At 47.9% G+C, this 22,217-nt stretch carries 18 protein-coding genes; all 18 read left to right on the top strand.

The features are described from left to right. The first annotated feature begins 70 nt into the window (after window positions 1-70). The 18 genes from QU597_RS22770 (at window position 71) to QU597_RS22685 (ending at window position 22,207) form a co-directional block, all read left to right on the top strand. Window positions 71-916 (top strand): hypothetical protein, encoded by an 846-nt coding sequence (locus QU597_RS22770; protein WP_310833390.1) that lies wholly within the window; start codon window positions 71-73, stop codon window positions 914-916. 108 nt (window positions 917-1,024) lie between these two features. Then, window positions 1,025-2,359: a trigger factor gene (gene tig, locus QU597_RS22765; RefSeq protein ID WP_310829937.1), complete on the top strand. Its 1,335-nt coding sequence runs from the start codon at window positions 1,025-1,027 to the stop codon at window positions 2,357-2,359. A 295-nt stretch (window positions 2,360-2,654) separates the two neighbouring features. After that, window positions 2,655-3,245, top strand: coding sequence for an ATP-dependent Clp endopeptidase proteolytic subunit ClpP (gene clpP, locus QU597_RS22760; RefSeq protein WP_054942759.1), 591 nt, complete (start codon window positions 2,655-2,657; stop codon window positions 3,243-3,245). Between the two features lie 12 nt (window positions 3,246-3,257). Beyond that, a complete protein-coding gene (clpX, locus tag QU597_RS22755; protein WP_206101728.1) occupies window positions 3,258-4,514 on the top strand; it encodes an ATP-dependent protease ATP-binding subunit ClpX in 1,257 nt (418 codons plus the stop codon). 111 nt (window positions 4,515-4,625) lie between these two features. Further along, window positions 4,626-5,765: a flavodoxin-dependent (E)-4-hydroxy-3-methylbut-2-enyl-diphosphate synthase gene (ispG, locus tag QU597_RS22750; RefSeq protein WP_310829936.1), complete on the top strand. Its 1,140-nt coding sequence runs from the start codon at window positions 4,626-4,628 to the stop codon at window positions 5,763-5,765. Window positions 5,766-6,167: 402 nt separating this feature from the next. Then, complete coding sequence (locus QU597_RS22745) at window positions 6,168-6,839, top strand: DUF559 domain-containing protein (protein WP_310829935.1); 672 nt, start codon at window positions 6,168-6,170, stop codon at window positions 6,837-6,839. 322 nt (window positions 6,840-7,161) lie between these two features. Beyond that, the gene (gene lonB, locus QU597_RS22740; RefSeq protein WP_310829934.1) at window positions 7,162-8,871 is read left to right on the top strand and encodes an ATP-dependent protease LonB; all 1,710 of its coding nucleotides are present in this window, start codon (window positions 7,162-7,164) and stop codon (window positions 8,869-8,871) included. Window positions 8,872-9,096: 225 nt separating this feature from the next. Next, window positions 9,097-9,912 carry a hypothetical protein gene (locus tag QU597_RS22735; RefSeq protein ID WP_310829933.1) on the top strand — a complete coding sequence of 272 codons (816 nt, stop codon included), beginning with the start codon at window positions 9,097-9,099 and terminating at the stop codon, window positions 9,910-9,912. Between the two features lie 252 nt (window positions 9,913-10,164). Beyond that, complete coding sequence (gene lon, locus QU597_RS22730; protein WP_310829932.1) at window positions 10,165-12,528, top strand: endopeptidase La; 2,364 nt, start codon at window positions 10,165-10,167, stop codon at window positions 12,526-12,528. Window positions 12,529-12,540: 12 nt separating this feature from the next. Further along, window positions 12,541-13,233: a ribosome biogenesis GTP-binding protein YihA/YsxC gene (gene yihA, locus QU597_RS22725; RefSeq protein ID WP_310829931.1), complete on the top strand. Its 693-nt coding sequence runs from the start codon at window positions 12,541-12,543 to the stop codon at window positions 13,231-13,233. Window positions 13,234-13,408: 175 nt separating this feature from the next. Beyond that, window positions 13,409-13,996 carry a non-ribosomal peptide synthetase module gene (locus QU597_RS22720; RefSeq protein WP_310829930.1) on the top strand — a complete coding sequence of 196 codons (588 nt, stop codon included), beginning with the start codon at window positions 13,409-13,411 and terminating at the stop codon, window positions 13,994-13,996. A 101-nt stretch (window positions 13,997-14,097) separates the two neighbouring features. Then, on the top strand, window positions 14,098-14,880 hold the full coding sequence (locus tag QU597_RS22715; protein WP_310829929.1) for a tyrosine-protein phosphatase: 783 nt from the start codon (window positions 14,098-14,100) through the stop codon (window positions 14,878-14,880). Window positions 14,881-15,019: 139 nt separating this feature from the next. Next, window positions 15,020-16,996 carry an S-layer homology domain-containing protein gene (locus QU597_RS22710; RefSeq protein ID WP_310829928.1) on the top strand — a complete coding sequence of 659 codons (1,977 nt, stop codon included), beginning with the start codon at window positions 15,020-15,022 and terminating at the stop codon, window positions 16,994-16,996. A gap of 103 nt (window positions 16,997-17,099) precedes the next feature. Continuing rightward, window positions 17,100-17,879: a YveK family protein gene (locus QU597_RS22705; protein WP_310829927.1), complete on the top strand. Its 780-nt coding sequence runs from the start codon at window positions 17,100-17,102 to the stop codon at window positions 17,877-17,879. After that, window positions 17,860-18,546 (top strand): CpsD/CapB family tyrosine-protein kinase, encoded by a 687-nt coding sequence (locus QU597_RS22700; protein ID WP_206101717.1) that lies wholly within the window; start codon window positions 17,860-17,862, stop codon window positions 18,544-18,546. The genes QU597_RS22705 and QU597_RS22700 overlap by 20 nt, the downstream gene beginning before the upstream one ends. A gap of 42 nt (window positions 18,547-18,588) precedes the next feature. Then, window positions 18,589-20,421 carry a polysaccharide biosynthesis protein gene (locus tag QU597_RS22695; protein WP_310829926.1) on the top strand — a complete coding sequence of 611 codons (1,833 nt, stop codon included), beginning with the start codon at window positions 18,589-18,591 and terminating at the stop codon, window positions 20,419-20,421. A 23-nt stretch (window positions 20,422-20,444) separates the two neighbouring features. Next, window positions 20,445-21,197 (top strand): hypothetical protein, encoded by a 753-nt coding sequence (locus QU597_RS22690; protein WP_310829925.1) that lies wholly within the window; start codon window positions 20,445-20,447, stop codon window positions 21,195-21,197. Further along, a complete protein-coding gene (locus QU597_RS22685; protein ID WP_310829924.1) occupies window positions 21,194-22,207 on the top strand; it encodes a stalk domain-containing protein in 1,014 nt (337 codons plus the stop codon). The genes QU597_RS22690 and QU597_RS22685 overlap by 4 nt, the downstream gene beginning before the upstream one ends. Window positions 22,208-22,217: the final 10 nt, after the last annotated feature.

The raw sequence follows: 22,217 nt of genomic DNA, 5'->3' as shown, positions 1-22,217 counted from the left end.
TTCCCCCGCCAAAGAGAATATCGTGCTGTTTCCGAAAACGCTGGATTACTATCAGATCCAGCTTACGGTAATGCTGGAGAGTGAACGCTACGGGGAAGCGATGGAATTGCTGCGGTTCCTGCTGCAATGCCAGGGTCAGGAAGAGCGGCACTACGAGGAATGGCAGTCGCTGCTGGGCTGGCTGGAAGCGGCCTTTCCGGAAGCTGCCGAGAACACAGGCAGCGATCATACCGCTTCCGGTGCGGAACAGGATCTTAAGGAAGAGGATATGGCCCGGATTTTGGCAAAGTCGAAGCTGGAAGAGGATGCGGATTATCCCGACAAGCTGCTGCGGAAGGTGATGAATGAACCGCTGTCGGAAGCGACCATTCTGGCACTGGAGCAGCTCTCTTATCTGGAGGGCGGTCAAGTGGATGAGAAGCTGACTGCCTGGCTGCAAAAGACTCCGGTGCATCCGCTGCTGCAGTTTCGTACGCTCCAGACACTGAAGAAACGCGGAGCGCAAGGCATTGTGAAACTGGGCCGCGGTCATGAGGTGGCGCAGATTGAGATCGAAACCGTCCCGCTGCAGAACGACGAGTTTCCGCCCCAGATCAGCCAGGTCATGGAACGGGTGGCGGAACAGGCAGAGGTGCATGAGCCCACCCTGTATTATTTTGCACAGGAGCTCTGGGGACAGTTTATTATGTCGATTTATGGGTCCTCTGAATATCACAAATTGCTGGAAGGTGAGGATGCCCTGCTGGATATTTGGGCGGGGGCGCTGCATCAGATGGTTTCGGAGAGCCTGAACGGGAACCGCCAGGAGGAAGAGACGCGTGTAATGTACGGCATAACCGACGGCATGCGCTTTCAATTCGAAGGAGCCTATCGGTCTCTCAAAGGATTTGTTAAGAGTTCTATACTTGATAAATAAAGCGATGTTGTATATAATATAATGGTTATTCTGTGCGTGAATTGCGTGATTATTTTGCGTAATTATTTGAAGTAAACATGTAACCTATTTTGGAGGGAAAAGTATATTATGAAAGCAACTTGGGAAAAAATAGAGAAGAACCTTGGAGTTCTTGAAGTCGAAGTAGAAGCAGAACGCGTAGCTGCAGCCCTCGACAAAGCATTTAATAAAGTAGTTAAGAAAGCAAACGTACCTGGTTTCCGTAAAGGTAAAGTGCCGCGGCCGATTTTTGAATCCCGTTTTGGTGTAGAGAGCCTCTACCAGGATGCAATTGACATCCTTCTTCCAGAAGTATACGGCGAAGCTGTTGAACAAACAGATATCTTCCCTGTAGACCGTCCTGAAGTGGACATCGAGCAATTCGCAAAAGGCCAAGCCTTCATCTTCAAAGCGAAGATTACCGTTAAGCCTGAAGTGAAACTTGGCCAGTACAAAGGCCTTGAAGTTCCGGTTCAAAAGGCTGAAGTTACTGAAGACGAGCTGAATGCTGAACTGAAACGTCTGCAGGAGCGTCATGCTGAGCTGGTTGTAGTTGAAGAAGGAGCAGCAGCTAACGGCGATATCGCTGTTATCGACTTCGACGGTTCTGTTGACGGTGTGCCATTCGAAGGCGGCGCGGCTGAGCGTCATTCCCTGGAGCTTGGCAGCAACTCGTTCATTCCTGGATTTGAAGAGCAGGTTGTAGGCATGGCTACTGGAGATTTCAAGGATGTTGAAGTTACTTTCCCTGAGGCTTACCATGCAGAGAACCTTGCCGGTAAAGCAGCAGTATTCAAAGTGAAGCTGCATGAAATCAAACGCAAACAGCTTCCTGAACTGGATGATGAGTTCGCTAAGGATGTAAGTGAATTCGATACGCTGGAAGAATACAAAGCAGACCTGAAGGCACAGCTGGAATCCCGCAAACAGGATGAACTGAAGGGCGTTCGTGAAACTGCAGTAGTTGACAAAGCGGCAGCTAATGCAGAAGTTGAAATTCCTGAAGCAATGATCAACAGCGAAGTTCAGAACATGGTTCGCGATTTCGACAACCGTCTTCGTCAGCAAGGCATGAACATGGACATGTTCCTCAGCTTCTCCGGCCAAACCCGTGAAGATCTTGAAGGCCAGATGAAGAGCGATGCCGAGAAGCGCGTTCGCAACAACCTGGTGCTTGAAGTGATTGCGAAGGAAGAGAACATCGAAGTTTCCGAAGAAGAAGTAAACCAAGAGCTTGCGACTATGGCTGAATCCTTCAAACGTTCACCTGAAGAAATCCGCAGCATCCTGGCAGCTAACGGCTCCCTGAGCAGCTTGAGCGACGAAATTTCTCTGCGCAAAACCATCGACCTGCTGATTGCAAGCAGTGTGGAAGTTGAAGCAGCAGAAGAAGCTCCAGCAGCAGAAGAAGCAAGCGCTGAGTAAGATTGTTCCATAAGTCCATTTTACCTAGAACGGCCAAGCAAGTCGGCCTCCATAAATAGCAATCAATAAGGCACGTAAGTTCTGTTACGTGCCTTATTTTTTATCGGCGGCTGCACGTCTGGGTGTACATAACCGGAAGCGGGTTGGCATTCTGTCTGGAAGTGCGCTATAATGGCAGGCACGCGGGGTATTACGTTATTTTCGAACCAGTGAAAAAATGACATCCCGCCCCGAACGTGTTAAAATATTTCTGAAACGGAAAGACTAATCTGTATAGAGAAAAGAGGTTGGTGGCATGAGTTTGGTACCTATGGTTGTGGAATCAACAAGTCGTGGAGAACGCTCATACGATATCTATTCCAGATTGCTTAAGGACCGCATCATCTTCCTGAGCAATGCGATTGACGATGATGTCGCCAATCTGATTATTGCCCAGTTGTTGTTCCTGGCAGCAGATGACCCAGAAAAAGACATTCACCTGTACATCAACTCTCCCGGTGGTTCTGTAACAGCGGGCATGGGTATATATGATACGATGCAATATATTAAACCGGATGTTTCAACGATTTGCGTAGGGATGGCAGCCAGTATGGGTTCGCTGTTGCTTACCGCTGGAGCACCAGGCAAAAGATATGCGCTGACCAACAGTGAAGTCATGATTCATCAACCGCTCGGCGGTGTTCAGGGGCAGGCATCCGATATTTGGATTCATACGGACTGGATTCTCAAAACGAGACAGAAGTTGAATCAAATTTATGTGGATCGCACGGGTCAACCCCTTGAAAAAATCGAACGGGATACGGACCGCGACAACTTCATGAGCGCGGAAGAAGCGAAGGAATACGGGCTTATTGACCAGGTACTCTCTTCACCGATCATATCTTAAAGGGGTGGTAAGATGTTTAAATTTAACGATGAAAAAGGGCAGCTGAAATGTTCCTTTTGCGGCAAATCACAAGAGCAGGTTCGTAAGCTTGTAGCCGGACCTGGTGTTTATATATGTGACGAATGCATCGAGCTGTGCACGGAAATCGTGGAGGAAGAGCTCGGTCATGAAGAAGAGCTGGATCTGAAGGATATTCCGAAACCGAAGGAAATCCGTGATATTCTCGATCAATACGTAATCGGCCAGGAGCAGGCGAAGAAGTCGCTCTCCGTTGCCGTATACAATCACTATAAGCGCGTCAACAGCCAAAGCAAGATTGAAGATGTCGAATTGACGAAGAGCAACATTCTGCTGCTCGGACCAACCGGCTCCGGTAAAACCCTGCTGGCCCAGACGATGGCGAAGATCATCAACGTTCCTTTTGCTATTGCGGATGCAACCTCCCTTACGGAAGCGGGCTACGTCGGCGAAGATGTTGAGAACATTCTGCTGAAGCTGATCCAGGCTGCTGATTATGATGTCGAGAAGGCCGAACGCGGCATTATCTATATTGACGAAATTGATAAAGTAGCACGCAAATCCGAGAATCCGTCCATTACCCGTGACGTTTCCGGTGAAGGTGTACAGCAGGCGCTGCTGAAGATCCTGGAAGGCACAGTTGCTTCTGTACCTCCGCAGGGCGGACGCAAGCATCCTCATCAGGAGTTCATCCAAATCGATACAACGAACATTCTGTTCATCGTAGGCGGTGCTTTTGACGGTCTGGAGCAAATGATCAAACGCCGTATCGGCAAAAAAGTCATCGGCTTCAATGCTGCAGTTGAAGGCCAGAAGGATCTGAAAGCCGGAGAATACCTCTCCATGGTATTGCCTGAGGATCTGCTCAAATTCGGTCTCATTCCTGAGTTTGTCGGCCGTCTGCCGGTAATCTCCACACTCGAGCCGCTTGATGAGAATACACTGGTCCGCATTCTGTCTGAACCGAAGAATGCATTGACCAAGCAGTACATCAAGCTTCTGGAAATGGACAATGTGGCGCTGAAGTTTGAACCGCAGGCTCTTGAAGCTATTGCCAAGGAAGCGATCAAACGCAACACGGGTGCCCGCGGTCTGCGTGCCATCATTGAGAGCATTATGCTTGATGTGATGTATGAGGTTCCTTCGCGCGATGATATTAAAGACTGCGTGATTACAGAACAGGTTGTGCAAGAGAAGGCTCTGCCTGAGCTGGGGCTTAAGAAAGACAAGAAAAAAGAGGAAAGCGCCTAAGACACGCTGACCTTACAATAATACAAGTCATAGTCTCCACCGTTTCCGCTGATCCCGCTTCATAAGGTGGGCGGAAGGGGTGGAGCTTTGATCGTTATGGGGGAGAAAACCATGTTCTTGAGACACCAGACCCGGCCCGTCAATGTCGGCGGAGTTATTATCGGGGGTAACAACGAGGTTGCTATTCAAAGCATGTGTACGACCAAGACCGCTGACGTGGAAGCTACAGTGGCTGAAATTCTGCGGTTAGAGGAAGCGGGCTGCCAGCTCGTGCGTGTTACCGTCAACAATGAAGAGGCGGCTGCAGCGATCAAAGAAATCAAGAAGCAAATCCACATTCCGCTGGTGGCGGACATTCACTTTAATTATAAACTGGCACTGCTGGCGATTGAGAACGGCATCGACAAGGTGCGGATTAATCCCGGCAATATCGGCCGCCGTGACAAGGTAGAAGCGGTAGTCAAAGCCTGCAAGGACAAAGGAATTCCTATCCGTATCGGCGTAAACGCCGGTTCCCTGGAGTCGCATCTCCTGGAGAAATACGGTTATCCGACACCGGAAGCGATGGTTGAGAGTGCCCTTTATCATATCGGGATTCTTGAGGAACTGGACTTCCATGATATTATCGTATCGCTCAAAGCCTCTGATGTGCCGATGGCCATCGAAGCTTACCGTAAAGCGGCCGAAGTCATTCCTTATCCGCTGCACCTCGGTATCACAGAGTCGGGTACGCTGTTTGCCGGAACCGTAAAGAGCTCCGCCGGGATCGGTGCACTGCTCTCCATGGGGATCGGCAGCACTGTGCGCATCTCCCTGAGCGCTGACCCTGTCGAGGAGGTTAAGGTGGCGCGTGAGCTGCTTAAGACCTTTGGTCTGATCTCTAACGCACCTACACTGATCTCATGCCCGACCTGCGGACGTCTGGACATAGACCTCTTCTCCATCGCCAATGAAGTAGAAGAGTATATCTCTAAGCTGAAGGTGCCGATCAAAGTCTCGGTACTGGGCTGTGCCGTCAACGGTCCCGGAGAGGCACGTGAAGCTGATATTGGTATCGCAGGTGCCCGCGGTGAAGGGTTGCTGTTCCGCTACGGTCAAATGATCCGTAAAGTTCCTGAAGCGGAGCTCGTATCCGAGCTTAAGAAAGAAATTGACGCCATTGTTGTCGCTTTTGAAGAGACCGGTGAGATTCCGGGCCGTAAGCATGCCGGATTGGCTCCGGCTGTAAGCGTGGGTAATCCGGAGCAATAGTAGAACTTATTCTATATTTGTTACCCTACATTTGTATAAGCAGTAGTACCTCAGGATAGTTACACCGCTGGATCAGCAGTGCTGAAGTTAACTAAAGGGAATACTCCCGTTAATTTAGCTCGATTCAGGGAAATGAAGAATATAGAGGGATTTCCTCCCTTTAATTCAATCATCGTAGGACGATTCGAAGATATAGAATGAATTAAAGGGCGATATTCCCTTTATTGCTTGAAAAACATGCTTAATGGGTATTATAGCGGGTGTATTTCCCTTTAGTTGTAGAGAGAAGCTCTAATTTTAATAGCATAAAAGTTAGGTGACGATGAACGTCCCATTATACCACGGGTGATCCGGCGGTGAATGGGGCGTTTTTTATTTTTATAACTAAGGAGATATGCAGATATGAATCGCAAACAGCTTATGGATGAATTTATTCAGTATCATCTGGATTCCAGAACCGGAGAACGCAAGGGGAGGCTAGAAAGAGGTCACCGCTACGCCGAAGCATTATTTCTTCAGAATGTGTGGTGGCCGCTGCGTGGTGATTTCTGTGATCTTCATCCTGAGTATGAGGTTCTGGACTGGCGCGGCCGCTCCTATTTTGCTGATTTTGCCTTTTTGCCGGGAACAATCAGACTGCTGCTGGAGATTAAAGGCTACGCCGCACATGTAAAGGATATGGATAGACAGAGGTATAGCAATGAACTGAATCGAGAAACTTTTCTGTGTGCTATGGGCTATCAAGTGATTTCCTTCGCCTATGATGATGTGGAGCAGCGTCCGGATTTGTGCATTACTTTGCTCCGCATGGTGCTCAGCAGATATATGGCGGCAGTTGTTCCGGTTGAAAAATTACTGCTTGGAGAAAGAGAAATCATGCGTTTTGTCATGCGTCAGTCTGGATCCGTACGTCCACAAGATGTTTCTGAATATTTTTCAATCGATGCTAAGACCGCGCGGCAAATATTATACAAACTGTGTGACAAAGGCTGGCTGAATCCGGTAAAACGTGGCGAAGGGATCCGAAAGGTGAGGTATGAGCTGGCTCGTAATGTTCTTAGCTATTGGGACTAAGGGGCGATCGCAAATTCCCTTGTTGGTATGTTGACACCACTGTCCTTGCTCCCAGTGCTCCCAGTGCTCCCAGTGCTCCCTATGCTCCCAGTGCTCCCAGTGCTCCCAGTGCTCCAGTGCTCCAGTGCTCCCTATCCTCCCTGTCCTCGCTGTCTCCCTGTCGCCCGGTCCATGGACTTACCCCCCGGTTTTTATTCAAAGTTAAGGCCTATCTTTCATTATTCCTGCACCGGAGCGTTTATGAATGACCGAAACGGCTATACTACCTAGTAGTAGCCAAAAGGCCAGGACAGATAGACTGAATGAAACAGGAGGGTGACCTATGCAATTAGGAATATTGCTGATGATCGTGCAGCTCTTTTTCGCGCTGGTTATCGGCGTTTATTTTTGGAATCTGCTGCGGGGACAGAAGACGAATAAGACGGCGGTGGACCGGGAATCGCGCAAGGAGCTGGACAAGCTGCGGAAAATGCGGATGATCTCTCTAACGAAGCCGCTCTCAGAAAAGACACGGCCGGCCTCCATTAGCGATATCGTCGGGCAAAAGGACGGGCTGCGTGCCTTAAAGGCCGCGCTGTGCAGCGCGAATCCCCAGCATGTGATCATCTACGGACCGCCGGGAGTCGGCAAGACGGCAGCGGCCCGTGTTGTGATGGAGGAAGCCAAGAAGAATTCACTTTCCCCTTTTAAAAGTGATGCCAAGTTTACAGAAATTGATGCGACTACAGCACGCTTTGATGAACGCGGGATAGCCGATCCGCTGATCGGCTCTGTGCATGATCCGATATACCAGGGAGCAGGAGCAATGGGTGTGGCTGGCGTGCCGCAGCCGAAGCCGGGAGCAGTGACGAAGGCACATGGCGGAATATTATTTCTGGATGAGATTGGAGAGCTTCATCCGATTCAGATGAACAAGCTGCTAAAGGTGCTGGAGGACCGGAAGGTGCTGCTGGAGAGTGCTTACTATAACTCCGAGGACAGCAATACGCCTGCTTATATCCATGATATTTTTCAAAATGGCCTGCCGGCTGATTTCCGGCTGGTTGGAGCCACTACACGTTCGCCCGAGGAAATATCGCCTGCACTGCGTTCACGCTGCATGGAGATTTATTTCCGTCCGCTGCTGCCTGATGAGATTGCCGTTATTGCCCGGGATGCCATTCAGAAGATCGGCCTGAAGCCCAGCCCGGAAGCCGTGACAGTAGTACAGCAGTATGCCACGAACGGCCGGGAAGCTGTGAACATGATCCAGCTCGCTGCGGGGCTTGCACTGACGGAACAGCGCGATACCTTGAGTGCGGCAGAAGTGGAGTGGGTAGCCGGCAGCAGTCAGCTGCCGCTGCGTACAGAACGCAAAATCCCGACAGCCCCGCAGATCGGGCTGGTCAATGGACTGGCGGTCTACGGACCGGGGATGGGCACTTTGCTGGAAATCGAAGTATCCGCAGCGCCTGCGCAGAACGGCCAGGGACGGCTCAATGTCACCGGTGTTGTTGACGAAGAGGAGACCCGAGGCGGTTCGCGGACGATCCGCCGCAAGAGCATGGCCAAGGGATCAGTAGAGAATGTACTGACCGTTCTGCGGACAATGAACCTGGAGCCGGATCGTTATGACATCCATGTGAACTTCCCCGGCGGCACGCCAATCGACGGCCCCTCTGCCGGGGTTGCCATGGCCGTGGCTATTGTCTCCGCGATCCGCCACCTGCCAGTGGACAACACCGTAGCCATCACCGGGGAGATCGGCATTCACGGCCGGGTGAAGCCGGTCGGCGGCGTGATCGCCAAGGTTGAGGCAGCCTTCCAGGCCGGCGCGACAACCGTGCTCATTCCGAAGGACAACTGGCAGTCCCTGTTCGCCGACCTCGCACCGCTGCAGGTCATTCCTGTGGATACCGTAGAAGAGGTATTCCGCCACCTGTTCGGAGCTGAAACTGCCGATGTGCGGCTGCCGGCGGTCTCGGGCGAGACCTTTTCTACCGGGCCTTCGCTGCTTAAGGCGGATGCTTCGGGGGAGAGTGCGCAGGGGTAAGGGCTGCATATGAGGTTTTTGAACCGTATTTTGTGAGGATAAAAGTGAAGTAGGAAGTTTAAAAGCGCTCCCTCATCAACAATTTGAGGGGGCGCTTTTTTACGCGAAAAAAATTGCAACTTTTTTACAATGGGATCGTCTGTAATACCGTGGATTATTGATGAAAACATGGATATTATATACAATTGAATAGCGTGATAATCTTTATAGGGGGAGAGTTGTATTTTGAAAAGGCTATTAATCTTAAAAATTATAGTTGCATCTATGCTTTCTTTTTCTGCCAGTGCAAGTAGCGAAGGTGTGGGCACTAAGTTCATACAAATGAATAAGTCCTACCGAGGATGGCAAGGAGTAGCTGCAGATAAAGAAAAGGTATATGTGACTTCTGATCGTGATGTGGATTTTTCCCTTTCCAATACAATATCGGTCTATGGAACTTCCGGTAAATATTTAGCAGAGAAAAGAAAGGCCTACACAGGCAAGGATAAAAAAATGCGCTTCATGTCATTTGGCGATTGTTTTGCAACCAATGGATTTCTGTATGCTACGGTCTATAATTTTAATTCGTGTCCGCCGGAAAAGGAACGTATTAGCCGTGTGGTGAAGTATAGGCTCCCTGATTTAAAGCAGGTAGCGCAATACGATATTGGACAAGGAACAGCTGAATCCCTGGCTACTTATAAAGGCTCTTTTTGGGTGGTATATCACGATAGGAATGAAATCAGGCGGTTTGATAGCAAATTTAGATTTCAGGCTGCTTATCCACTGTCTGCTCAATTTGGTGGTGAGGGTGGATATCAAGGCATCTTTTTCAAGAAAGAAGATCTTTATGCAAACCTTCATGGATCGAATGAATACGGAAAGGCGTACGCCCAAGGGCTGGATCATTATAGGTTCGATGGGCATTCTTTTAAATTCATTGAAAGAATTAAACCTCCTACATATGGGGCTGGTCAGGGCGTTGAAAGAGTAGAATCAAATGTATTTTGGGCAGATCGTCCAGGGAACAAAATCATAATAACCAATGAAGATGCGCTGTAAAGCGCTTTTTTTATTTTATTATCTAATAATTATTCCTACTGGTTTGAAAAATCTGTTGAAACATATTCTGCAGAAGAACCACAAATACTAAAGGATGTGTAAAAAATCTGCTTCGGGCAATTGTGGCCTTCAAATGTCCGGTAACAGATCAAAAACCTTTGTATCGCGAGCCGCCAGTTGGTGTTTTGATGCCGCTTTTGTTAGAATGAATGCATATGACATAACTTGAGAACCATGGGAGGTGCGAAAGCGATGATACCAAACAAATCCAAAGGTCGTCGTTTTCCTTTATTGCCGCTTAGAGGTCTTCTTGTGTACCCTAGCATGGTTCTTCACCTTGACGTAGGACGCGAGAAATCTGTTCGTGCGCTGGAAAAAGCTATGGTTGAAGATAACCTGATTCTCCTCTGCTCCCAGTCAGAAGTGAATATTGAGGAGCCTGGACAAGAAGATATTTTTCGGGTCGGCACCGTCGCGAATGTGCGGCAGATGCTGAAGCTTCCGAACGGCACGATTCGTGTGCTGGTAGAGGGAGTGGAACGGGCCGAAATTATTCATTATACGGATAATGAGGAGTATTACGAGGTTATGGCACGCGAGCTGCCGGAGCAGGAGGATGTCGATCAGGAGAGCGATGCCTTGATGCGGACGGTGCTGAGCCAGTTCGAGCATTACATCACCTTATCCAAAAAGGTCACCCCAGAGACGCTTGCTGCCGTGTCCGATATTGAAGAGCCTGGCCGTCTGGCAGATGTCATCACAAGCCACCTGGCACTGAAGATTAAGGATAAGCAAGAGATCTTAGAGACCATTGACGTCAGCAAACGTCTGGAGAAGCTGCTCGATATTCTCAATAATGAACGCGAAGTGCTTGAGCTGGAGCGTAAGATCAACCAGCGGGTGAAGAAGCAGATGGAGAAGACACAGAAGGAATATTATCTGCGTGAACAGATGAAAGCGATCCAGAAGGAGCTCGGAGAGAAAGAAGGCCGGGCAGGTGAAGCTGATGAGCTGCGCTCACAGATGCAGGAGAAGAATCTGCCGGAGCGGGTGCAGGAAAAGATTGAGAAGGAAATCGACCGTCTGGAGAAAATGCCTGCCAGTTCGGCTGAAGGCAGTGTCATTCGTAACTACGTCGATTGGCTGCTTGGTCTGCCTTGGAGCGAATCTACGGAAGATGATCTGGATATTCTGAAAGCGGAACAGGTGCTGGATGCTGATCACTACGGTCTTGAGAAGCCGAAGGAACGCGTGCTGGAATACTTGGCTGTGCAGAAGCTGGTCAAGAAGCTGAAGGGTCCGATTCTCTGTCTCGTAGGGCCTCCGGGCGTCGGCAAAACCTCACTGGCGCGCTCCATCGCCCGTTCCCTGAACCGCAAGTTCGTCCGTATCTCACTCGGCGGCGTGCGTGATGAAGCTGAGATCCGCGGGCATCGCCGCACCTATGTCGGTGCTATGCCGGGCCGGATTATCCAAGGGATGAAGACAGCCGGAAGCATTAATCCGGTCTTCCTGCTCGACGAAATCGATAAAATGGCGGCAGACTTCCGAGGCGACCCGTCGGCAGCACTGCTTGAAGTGCTGGACCCGGAACAAAACAATACCTTCAGCGACCACTTTGTGGAGCTGCCGTTTGATTTGTCGAACGTAATGTTCGTGACAACGGCGAATGCCGTGCATAACATTCCGCGTCCGCTGCTCGACCGGATGGAGATGCTGTTCATTCCCGGCTATACGGAGCTTGAGAAGCTGCAGATAGCCAGCAGGTATCTGCTGCCGAAGCAGCGTAAGAACCACGGGCTTGAGGATCCACAGCTGACGATTGAAGATGATTCGCTGCTGAAGATCGTCCGTGAATACACACGGGAATCCGGGGTTCGTAATCTGGAACAGCAGATTGCTGCACTGTGCCGGAAGGCCGCGAAGCAGATTGTATCCGGAGAGAAGGAAGAAGTCAGCATCCTTCCAGGAGAGATCAAGGATTATCTTGGAGTCTCGAAGTACCGCTATGGAATGGCGGAGCTGGAGGATCAGATCGGTACGGTTACCGGGCTGGCGTGGACGGAGGTTGGCGGTGACACATTGCTGATCGAAGTGACGGTAGTCCAGGGCACCGGCAAGCTGACGCTGACCGGACAGCTGGGCGATGTAATGAAGGAATCGGCACAGGCCGCCTTCAGCTACACCCGCTCCAAAGCGGAAGAGCTGGGGTTGGCGCCTGATTTCCACGAGAAGAATGATATTCACATTCACATCCCTGAAGGTGCGATACCGAAGGATGGCCCGTCTGCCGGGATTACCATTGCTACCGCGCTGATCTCTGCACTCACGAAACGGTATGTCTCGAAGGATGTAGCGATGACGGGTGAGATTACACTCCGCGGACGTGTCCTGCCGATTGGCGGACTTAAGGAGAAATCGCTGGCAGCCCACCGGGCCGGCTACAAAAAAATCCTTCTTCCGAAGGACAATGAACGCGACCTCAAGGATATTCCGGAGAGTGTGCGTAATGATGTGGAGTTCGTACCTGTATCCCATATGGATCAAGTACTGCAGCATGCGCTGGTAGATCATCATACAGAAATAAGCAGTGAAGCGCCGAGTAGTGTGCATTAGAAAGGAAGTCCTATGAAAGTTAACAATGCCGAATTTATCATCAGTGCCGTAGGCCCTGATCAATACCCAACGGACGCCTTGCCAGAGATTGCTCTGGCAGGGCGCTCCAACGTCGGGAAGTCCTCTTTGATTAACCGTATGATTAACCGCAAGAACCTGGCCCGTACCAGCTCCACCCCGGGCAAAACCCAGCATATGAACTATTACCGTGTGAATGAAGATATGTATTTTGTCGATTTTCCCGGATATGGTTATGCCAAGGTATCCAAAACCCAGCGGGCCTCATGGGGCAAAATGGTTGAAAAGTACATGGCAGAGCGTGACACGCTGAAGCTGATCCTGCTTGTTGTAGATCTGCGCCATCCGCCGACCGGCAATGACAAGATGATGTTTGACTGGCTTAAGCATTATGACCTTCCGTTATGCGTGGTGGCTACTAAGGCCGATAAAATTCCTAAGACGCGCTGGCCCAAACATATCAAAGTGATGAAACAGGAGCTTGGTGTGCTGCCGGGGGATAACTTCATTCCATTTTCGTCGGAAATCGGTCTTGGCAAGGATGAGCTGTGGGCGTTAATCGAAAATTACAGTCTGCAGTCTGCAGAAGAGGATGCGGATGAGATGTCTGCTCCGGATGATCTTAATGCTCAAACTGAGCAGATAGCAGGAACTGAAATTGTGCCTGAAGAAGAGCAGGAATCCTGAAACAAGGCTTTATCCTGTGTATAAGTTAGCAATAGAGCGCAATCCTTGGACTCTCCTCCTATTCTCAAGGTATAGGTTGAATTATCAGCTTACAGTCTGTTTCCGCTCATGAGAAAACCCACACTCATCGATGTATAATCATTGTAAAGGCCTTACAAAGAATAGAGGGATGGTTATGGCTCAGCGATTGGCTACAGAATATGTAAATGCGACAATGCAATTGACGGAATTTCAGATGAACCAGTTTCTGCTCACAGCCGATACCTGCTATATCAGCCACCGGGTGAAGGTTCTTGGAGGCGGGGAACAGATGATTGTTCTTGAGGAAGCCGGGGGTGAGGAGGTATGCCTGTCTGTAGAACGTAAAGGCGACATCCATTGGTGCACGCTTTCCTGCCGGGTGGTGAATCCCCATCTAAACAATGCCGTCCGCAAGCTATTCGTCACCTATAAAGGAACGGGGACTGTGAATAGAATCTATCATGAGTTTACCATGATCTATTATTATGAGAGAGGTTCTGTCCGCCGGATCTCAGAATTGACGTCCACTGGCAGCAAGCTGATCTATCAGCATAAGCACTCTCTTTCAGAAATGATGAATCTGTATAAGTCAGATGCTATAGAACGAGAGATAGAAGAACTGCGCCGGAGTGTTGATCGTTTGCTGGATCAGCGCAACGCCCTCCAGTCTGCCGAGAATCCCGGTGATATTGATGGGGAGCTTGCATTCATAGCTCATAGATTGCTATTTTTGGAGGCTTGAGGATACAATAGCTATATACTTGGCAATCATTTCCTAGTGAAATGGTTGTATTTTTTTGGGAAGCTATATAATTTTAGTGGAAAAGGACCGATAAAAAGTATATGATAGATATTCATAGCCACATTTTGCCTTATATGGATGACGGAGCCACCGACTGGGAAGCGGCCCTCTCCATGGCACAGGATGCCGTACAAGATGGCATTTCCACTGTTGTTGCCACACCACATCATGCTAATGGAGTATATATGAACCCCGCTCCAACGATTGGACAAGCCGTGCAGCTGCTCAATGAGAGAATTCAGCAGGCTGGACTTCCGCTGCTTGTGCTTCCCGGCCAGGAGATTCGCCTTTACGGGGATTTGCTGAATGATTTGGAGCAGAGTCAATTGCTGACCCTGGCGGGTTCGAAATACATCCTGCTGGAAATGCCTTCTTCACGTGTGCCGCGCACAATGGAGGAGACCTGCCACGAGCTGGTTATTCAAGGCTTCGTTCCGGTCATCGCCCACCCGGAGCGCAATGCTGAGGTTGCCGCGAGTCCCGCCAAATTAGAAAGATTAATAGAGCTGGGAGCAGTGGGTCAGGTAACCGCCCAGAGTCTGGCCGGAACCTTTGGAAGCAAACTGCAGAAGCTGTCGCTTGATCTGTGCCGCAGGAACGCTGTCCATATTATTGCATCGGATGCGCATGACAGTAGTCATCGTCCGTTTGGATTAAGTGAAGCTTTCAAGGTTGTGGAGAAAGAGCTGGGGACAGTAGTATCCGACAAATTCCGCCAAAATTCGCAGAAAATCATCGCAAATGAGGAGCTAATCCGGGTCATTTATACGAGTTCTGGCAAGAAACTTCATAGAATGTTCGGTTTTTTTTCTCGTAAGGGATGACCAACCTCTCAAATGATGGTAGAATGGGTATTACTGGGTTATTGTTATATTTTATCAGATTAGTTTGAGTTAGGGCGAAGCTTCTCTGATAGCGCAGCAGTATTAGAAACATAACTACATACAAAGAGGTGGATGAAAAGTGTCTTTGAAGAAGAAACTGGCAGTATCAACATTAGCAGTAAGCATGGCAGCAGCATCCGTAGCAGGGTTTCCGTTCAGCAGCGAAGGATTGGCTAAACATCTGACTGGCGTAGCATCTGCAGCAGCAGTCGATCACAATGCAGTAAAGACCAAGATTAAGGCGATCTACAGTAACCTGACTGCAACAGAAGTAACTTATTTACAGAACTATTCCAAAGAAGTTGCCGGAATTGATCAGGCGAAGTTCGAGGAAATTTTTGCACCAGTACTCGGCAAACTTCAACTTAACAGTGAAGATAAGGCGACTTCCTTGAAGCTCTTCAAGAGCGTATCCAGCGTAGTTTATGATGTATATGCAAATGATTTCGATGTTCTTAAAAATATTCGTTATGATGTTAACAATGTTAAGCTGTTTAACAACATTGCAGCCAAAGCGAAAGTGGACAGCCTTAGCTTCGACGATATTCTTGACTTCTTCTTCGCTACTAACGGCGTAGAGGCAGAACTTCGTGCGTTGCTTGGAAGTAAGTCTACTGCAGATATGATCAATCTCATCGGTAACCCAGAGTCCCAGAAGACCTTGGTTAAGGATGCCGTTTACAAAGTGCTTGAGCACAAGACTGGCGTAGGTGCACTGACTGTTAGTGATGCAGTATACAACCTGGGTATCACAGCTGATGATCTGGTGAAGACATTTGATAATGTAAATACACAGATCAAATCCGCGAAGCCTGCTGCACAGGCACTTGCTCTTGCCTACATCCGTACTTATCCGCTAGTTTCTGGTGGTGGTACTGGTGGTACTGGAGGCGGTACTACAGTTACTACCCCAGTTGCAACCCCTGGCGTTTATGATGTATCCGCTTTGGTAAGTATTGTTAACGGTAAAGCAACCTTGAAACTGGTAGACGCTGATGTACTCAAAGCCTTTGATGCACTTTTGGCAGCTAACCCAGGCAAGACGGGTCTTACACTTACATTGAACTTGGGTACAGTGAACGCAACGACTGTAGAAGTTCCACTGTCCAAAGCGATCATTGAAGCTGCTAAAGCTAAAGGCATTGCCAATATCGCAGTTACCTTCAATGGCCTGACTGTTACAATTCCAGTTGGACAATTCAGCGAAGCAGTAACTTTGACAGTTACTACAGAAGCTGACACCACAGTAACTTCGATCACTAGCTTGAAATTGGCTTCAAAAGTGTATTCCTTCGACCTGACTGTTGGTGGAGTAGCTACAACAACCTTCAAACAGCCACTGACAATCAAACTTCCTCTGGTTGGTGCAGCATCGCTGGATAAAGAGCTTCTGTCTGTATCGAAGATTGTTTACGGCAAACTGCAGTTCCAAGGCGGCGTTGTTGACGGTGATTTCATCGTTGAGCCGCGCGACACCTTCTCTTCCTACGCAGTAGTAGAGAACAAAGTAAGCTTCAGCGATACTGCCAGCGTACAAGCTTGGGCTGGAAGACAAATTCAAGTTGTAGCTGCTAAAGGCGCAATTGAAGGTATCGGCTCCGGCAAGTTTGCTCCTAAGAGCAATGTTACCCGCGCTGAGTTCGCGAAGATGCTGATCCGTGCACTGAACCTTGAGAACAGCACGGCAACAGAAAGCTTCAGCGATGTAAGCTCTACAGCTTGGTATGCTCCATACGTTGCTGTTGCAGCTGAGAAGGGCATCATCACAGGACGTAATTCTTCCACCTTTGATCCGAATGCAACAATCACACGTGCTGAGATGGCTACAATGATCTCTCGTGCAGTGAAAGCACTCAAGCCTGCTGCAACTACAGATGCAACAGCACTCAGCAAATTCTCGGATGCAGCGAAGATCAGTGCTTCTTTGAAAGACGGCGTAGCCTTTGCAGCCAGCAATAACCTGGTTATCGGTAATGCAGGCAAGTTCAACCCTAACGCTACTGCTACCCGTGCAGAAGCAGCTGTAATCATCTATCGTACAATGAACTTCAAGTAAGAATTAAACAAGCAAGTGGAGAGCCTCCTCTCGTTAATGTGAGAGGGGGCACTTTTTTAGCGTGAATTGAAATATTACAGAAACAGCTTGGAGGGAAATTCACTTGTCAGCACAAGAATTGGATCTTCGCGATTATTTTCAGATTGTAAGAAAGAGACTGTGGATGATTGTTAGTATTGTTATCGTCGTCTGTCTTCTTGCCGGTGTGTATAGTCTGTACATTAAGAATCCGGTATATGAAGCGTCAACGAAGATTATTGTTAATCAGACACAGCAAGTGCAGTCAATAACATCACAGCTGGATTTGAATCAGATTAATACTAATATTCAATTAATTAACACGTACAAGGAAATTATTAAGACACCAGCCATTCTGGATGTTGTAGCCAAGGAATATCCGCAATTTAACACTACTGCAGAAGAGTTGCTGAAGAAGGTAAATGTGAGTTCCGTAAATAATACGCAGGTGATGACACTTGTCGTTCGAGATAATTCTTATCAGAGAGCAGCAGAAATCGTGAATGCCATTTCACTTGTGTTCAAGCAGGAGATCCCTTCCCTGTTCAATGTACAGAACGTATCCATTTTGAATGAAGCCAAGCTTAACCCTACAGTTGCACCAGGACCGGTTGAACCTAATGTAGTGATGAACCTGGCGATTGCCTTTATCGTTTCGCTGATGATCGGCCTGGGGATTGCCTTCCTGCTGGAGTACATGGATGACACCCTGAAGACGGAAGAGGACATCGAAAAATACCTGGGTCTGCCAACTATAGCAATGATAACCAGACTCGGACAAGAAGAGACCAAGTCTACAGAAACGCAAGCACAGAAGCTATCCAGAAAGGCAGGGGATCTCGAACATGTCACAGCAGCCAAATAAACAACGCCATCTGATTACCGTGACGAATCCGCGTTCGCCTGTATCGGAAGCATTCCGGGCTTTGCGGACCAATATTGACTTTTCTTCGATTGATGAACAGATTCAGGTCATTATGGTGACTTCCTCCGGACCTGAGGAAGGGAAATCCACGGTAACTGCGAACCTTGCGGCCGCCTATGCACAAGCTGATAAGAAAGTGCTTTTGATTGATGGAGACTTGCGGAAGCCTACAGCGCATAAAACCTTTTCTTTAAGCAACCGTTACGGGTTATCTTCTTTGTTGTCACAGCAGGCGGATTTGAATGAGGTTATACAGGAATCTGGAGTTCCTAACCTCTACCTTATGACTTCTGGTCCGATTCCTCCGAATCCGGCGGAGATGATGGCTTCTAACCGGATGAGTACGGTCCTGCAGGAGCTTCGTCAGCAGTTTGATGTGATTATGTTCGATACCCCGCCGCTCTTAGCAGTTACGGATGCACAGATTGTGGCTTCCAAAAGTGATGGTGTGATTATGGTAGTCAGCTATGGCAAGGTGAAACGTGATATTGCTGTTAAGGCTAAGGCCAATCTTGATCGTGTAGGGGCGAAGATGCTGGGGGTAGTGCTTAATAACGTCAAGCGCAAAGCTAGCGAAGGCTACTATTATTACTACTACGGAAATTGACAGTGTTCGGTAGAGAAAATGTTATTTTTGGAGGCACTAAAAATGACAGCAAAATCTAGAGTGTTCGTGTTGTTCTTCGTTGATCTGGCCATCATTTGGTTCAGCATTGCTACCTCGTATTGGTTCCGGTTCTATGACGGTATCCCTCATGATTATGTAGTCCAGATGCTGCAGTTTGGCATCATCTCGACGATTGTCCTAGGGGGAAGCTTAATCTACTTCGGTCTTTACCGGCGGATGTGGCAATATGCCAGTATTGGAGAAATTGTCTCCATCCTTAAGGCGATTGTCATTGGTGCTGTCATCTCCTATGTAATTGCACTATTGCTTCTTCCGGCGCGTGTACCATTTGGAGTGGAAGTCCGCTCGATGGAAACAATTCTAGTCTTGGTTGGGGGAGTGCGGTTCTTATGGAGAGTGTTTCGTAATGATCGGGTAACCAATAAAGAAACCGAAACCCATGCACTGATTGTTGGAGCAGGGGATTGCGGCATGCTGATTGCGAAAGAAATGATGGGGCCTTCCTTTGCTGGTACGAGAATGATAGGTTTCATAGATGATGATCACAACAAATATCACATGTCAATCTTAGGTTTGCCAGTGCTAGGGAATCGGTATGACCTGCCAAGGCTTGTTAAAGAAAAAGATATTCATGAGATCATTATTGCGATGCCATCTGTATCGAGAACCGAGATCTCAGAGATTATCAATTTAGCCAAAACTACGGGTGCTAAGCTTAAAATTATTCCCGCATTTAATGATCTGATTGCCGGGAAAATCTCTGTGAAGAAGCTTCGTGATGTTAGCGTGGAAGATTTACTCGGACGTGAGCCGATTATAGCAGATTTAAATGGCATTCTTGGCTATGTTCATAATAAGACAGTTATGGTAACAGGTGCTGGCGGATCTATTGGCTCGGAGTTATGCCGGCAGGTGTCCCCCTTTGCTCCAGAGAAGCTTCTATTGTTGGGTCATGGTGAAAATAGTATCTACACCATTGAAATGGAGCTGCGTAAGAAGTTTCCTGATCTTGAGATCGTTACGGTAATAGCTGATGTACAAGACCGCAACCGAATGATGGATGTATTCCGCACGTTCAGACCGCATGTTGTCTTTCATGCGGCAGCGCATAAACACGTTCCTCTGATGGAGCGCAATCCATCGGAAGCGATTAAGAATAATGTCTTCGGAACAAGAAACGTTGCCGATTGTGCTGATCGTTATGGAGTAGAACGTTTTGTCATGATTTCATCAGATAAGGCGGTCAACCCTACTAGCGTAATGGGAGCAACCAAGCGGATTGCAGAAATGTACGTACAGAGTCTGAATACTACAAGCCACACTAAGTTTTCTGCTGTAAGATTCGGAAATGTCTTAGGCAGCCGGGGCAGCGTAATACCGGCCTTCAAACAGCAAATTGCAGCTGGTGGACCTGTGACCGTTACCCATCCGGAGATGGTACGGTATTTCATGACAATTCCTGAAGCTGTGCAGTTAGTTATCCAATCCGGTTCTTTCGCCAAAGGCGGGGAGGTCTTTGTACTGGATATGGGTGAACCGGTGAAGATACTAACATTGGCTGAAGACCTGATAACCTTGTCTGGATATGAGCCTTATAGGGATATCGATATTACATTCTCAGGTATCCGCGAAGGTGAGAAGCTCTATGAAGAGCTCTTAACAGATGAAGAGAATCTAGGATCGACTCAACATGATCGTATATTTATAGGTAAACCAAATGTAATCAGTCAGAATCAGCTAGAGCTGGAATTTAAGCGGCTGGAACGTGTATTAACCGAGGAGCCAAGTGCGATCCGCGAAGTGATTAATCAGATTGTTCCCATGCAGCCTGTTGCTCAAGCCGCTATTAGCTAACTATTGTGAAAGAAGGGATTACTATGTTCAACAAGAGATGGAAGAAGATACTGGCGTGGTCTCTGTCTATAATTATAGTATTAGCAATCGGTGGATTGTTCGCTGCAAATTATGCAGTAGATAAATTAATGACCTCTATGGCGGGTGGTTTGGATTTAGAATCGGATAATACGTCCAGTAGTGAGGATGTAATCGTTGAACCTACAATAGCGCCTGCAGAAACTGTAAATCCTACTGGTGCTATTACGGATAATCAAGTTAACGATACCAATGCCCCTGCCCCTGTTGTAACTACAGTACCTGAGTCATCATCGTCTGCTGATATCGAAAGTAGTCCGCCCGAGACTACTAAGGAAACTACCGGGAATAGTCAAACCACTAATTCTCCAGCATCAACCCCGCAACCATCAAGTAGTCCATCTTCGGACAGGGATGCGGATATCGGTGGATATTCTGCACAGGTCTCAGCTGATAAAGCTAAAGAAATACAAGAAAATGTTACGGTTAAGGAAAAAGCAGATGTAGCATCTATTGTAATGAGTCAGCTAAGTGTATCGGATATCAAGCGTTTACAGGAGTTAGCATCAGGTGGGTTAACCTTAGATGAGAAACGTGAAGCACGAAGTATTATTCTTGGTAAGGTATCAGAAGAGCAATATAATGAACTGTCACAGATTGCCAAGAAGTATGGTGTCAGCGAAGGGAAAACGCAAGAACAAGTGTTGGCTGAAGAAGAACAGCTTAAAGCACAAGAAGAAGGAAGTGAACAGCAATGAGTAAAGTCAAGATTCCTGCAGCAGCTCTCCTGCTCCTCTTATCTATCGGGTCTGCTCCATTAACGGCTTCGGCTCCTCTATCTGCATCAGCTGCGTCAGTAGCTGTTACCACAGCACCAACAATTAACACTAACTCTAACTCGATTAAGGTTCGAAATATGAATGTCAAAATGATCTTTGATGGTGTAAGTATGGTGCCGCCTTCCGGTCAACTGGCATTTATTCATAACAATACGACTTATGTACCCGTAAGATTTATGTCTTATGCACTGCAAAAAAGCGTAACCTGGGATGCTAAGAATCTCAGGGTCACCGTAGGTGAACCAAATAGTTCTGAACTGGTTGTAATCAAAGAATACATTATGAATGCAGCGAATACTAACGCGACCTTCTCTGCTTCTAAAACTATAACCTTAACTTCGGTGAAGGCAAGCTTTGTATTTGATGGCGTTGTCAAAAGTCTGCCTGCAAATCAAACCAGTTATATATTAAATGGAACATTATATGTACCGCTTCGCTTCCTTTCAGAGTCGGTAGGGAACGAAATTAACTGGAACCAGAAGGCTAAAGTTATTACTGCTGTGTCCAAAGTCTATCAAGAACAATTGAATGAAGGAAATACTGCGGGGAATACAGCTGGTAATGCGGGACAAGAAACACCCTCAAAAACGGGGAGTTCAAATAGTAACACAGAGAAAGACTCCTATGAATCGATTACTAGCGCAACAGAGGCAAAACTTAATGCTTTGAAATCACAAAGTCAGTCAGCATTATTCAGTACGGCTATGGAGTATCTTGCTGCTCAAGATGATGCGTCTAAACAGAGTATTATTGCTAAAGGAAAACAGCAACTTTCTTCTTTTACTGCCAGTTTTAATAGTATAGTAGCAGATGCTGAACAACAACTAAAGGCTAATGGCTATAGCACAGATATTATATCCCAATATAGAAGTGCATTTGAGTCGGAAATTCAGAATGGACTACAAGCAGTGGCAGGTATGGCGGATTAATCTCCGCCTC

Origin of the sequence: Paenibacillus pedocola (assembly GCF_031599675.1) — a bacterium.
In the GTDB taxonomy this organism is placed as follows: Bacteria; Bacillota; Bacilli; order Paenibacillales; family Paenibacillaceae; genus Paenibacillus_AQ; species Paenibacillus_AQ pedocola.
Note: the sequence above shows the minus strand (reverse complement) of the source record. Positions and strands in the feature narration are given on the sequence as shown.

What these genes read in the sequence shown, in the direction of transcription:
- QU597_RS22770 (WP_310833390.1), top strand. Translation starts at nt 71, where the DNA reads ATGCTGGAGAGTGAACGCTACGGGGAAGCGATGGAATTGCTGCGGTTC.
- tig (WP_310829937.1), top strand. Translation starts at nt 1,025, where the DNA reads ATGAAAGCAACTTGGGAAAAAATAGAGAAGAACCTTGGAGTTCTTGAA.
- clpP (WP_054942759.1), top strand. Translation starts at nt 2,655, where the DNA reads ATGAGTTTGGTACCTATGGTTGTGGAATCAACAAGTCGTGGAGAACGC.
- clpX (WP_206101728.1), top strand. Translation starts at nt 3,258, where the DNA reads ATGTTTAAATTTAACGATGAAAAAGGGCAGCTGAAATGTTCCTTTTGC.
- ispG (WP_310829936.1), top strand. Translation starts at nt 4,626, where the DNA reads ATGTTCTTGAGACACCAGACCCGGCCCGTCAATGTCGGCGGAGTTATT.
- QU597_RS22745 (WP_310829935.1), top strand. Translation starts at nt 6,168, where the DNA reads ATGAATCGCAAACAGCTTATGGATGAATTTATTCAGTATCATCTGGAT.
- lonB (WP_310829934.1), top strand. Translation starts at nt 7,162, where the DNA reads ATGCAATTAGGAATATTGCTGATGATCGTGCAGCTCTTTTTCGCGCTG.
- lon (WP_310829932.1), top strand. Translation starts at nt 10,165, where the DNA reads ATGATACCAAACAAATCCAAAGGTCGTCGTTTTCCTTTATTGCCGCTT.
- yihA (WP_310829931.1), top strand. Translation starts at nt 12,541, where the DNA reads ATGAAAGTTAACAATGCCGAATTTATCATCAGTGCCGTAGGCCCTGAT.
- QU597_RS22720 (WP_310829930.1), top strand. Translation starts at nt 13,409, where the DNA reads ATGGCTCAGCGATTGGCTACAGAATATGTAAATGCGACAATGCAATTG.
- QU597_RS22715 (WP_310829929.1), top strand. Translation starts at nt 14,098, where the DNA reads ATGATAGATATTCATAGCCACATTTTGCCTTATATGGATGACGGAGCC.
- QU597_RS22700 (WP_206101717.1), top strand. Translation starts at nt 17,860, where the DNA reads ATGTCACAGCAGCCAAATAAACAACGCCATCTGATTACCGTGACGAAT.
- QU597_RS22695 (WP_310829926.1), top strand. Translation starts at nt 18,589, where the DNA reads ATGACAGCAAAATCTAGAGTGTTCGTGTTGTTCTTCGTTGATCTGGCC.
- QU597_RS22690 (WP_310829925.1), top strand. Translation starts at nt 20,445, where the DNA reads ATGTTCAACAAGAGATGGAAGAAGATACTGGCGTGGTCTCTGTCTATA.
- QU597_RS22685 (WP_310829924.1), top strand. Translation starts at nt 21,194, where the DNA reads ATGAGTAAAGTCAAGATTCCTGCAGCAGCTCTCCTGCTCCTCTTATCT.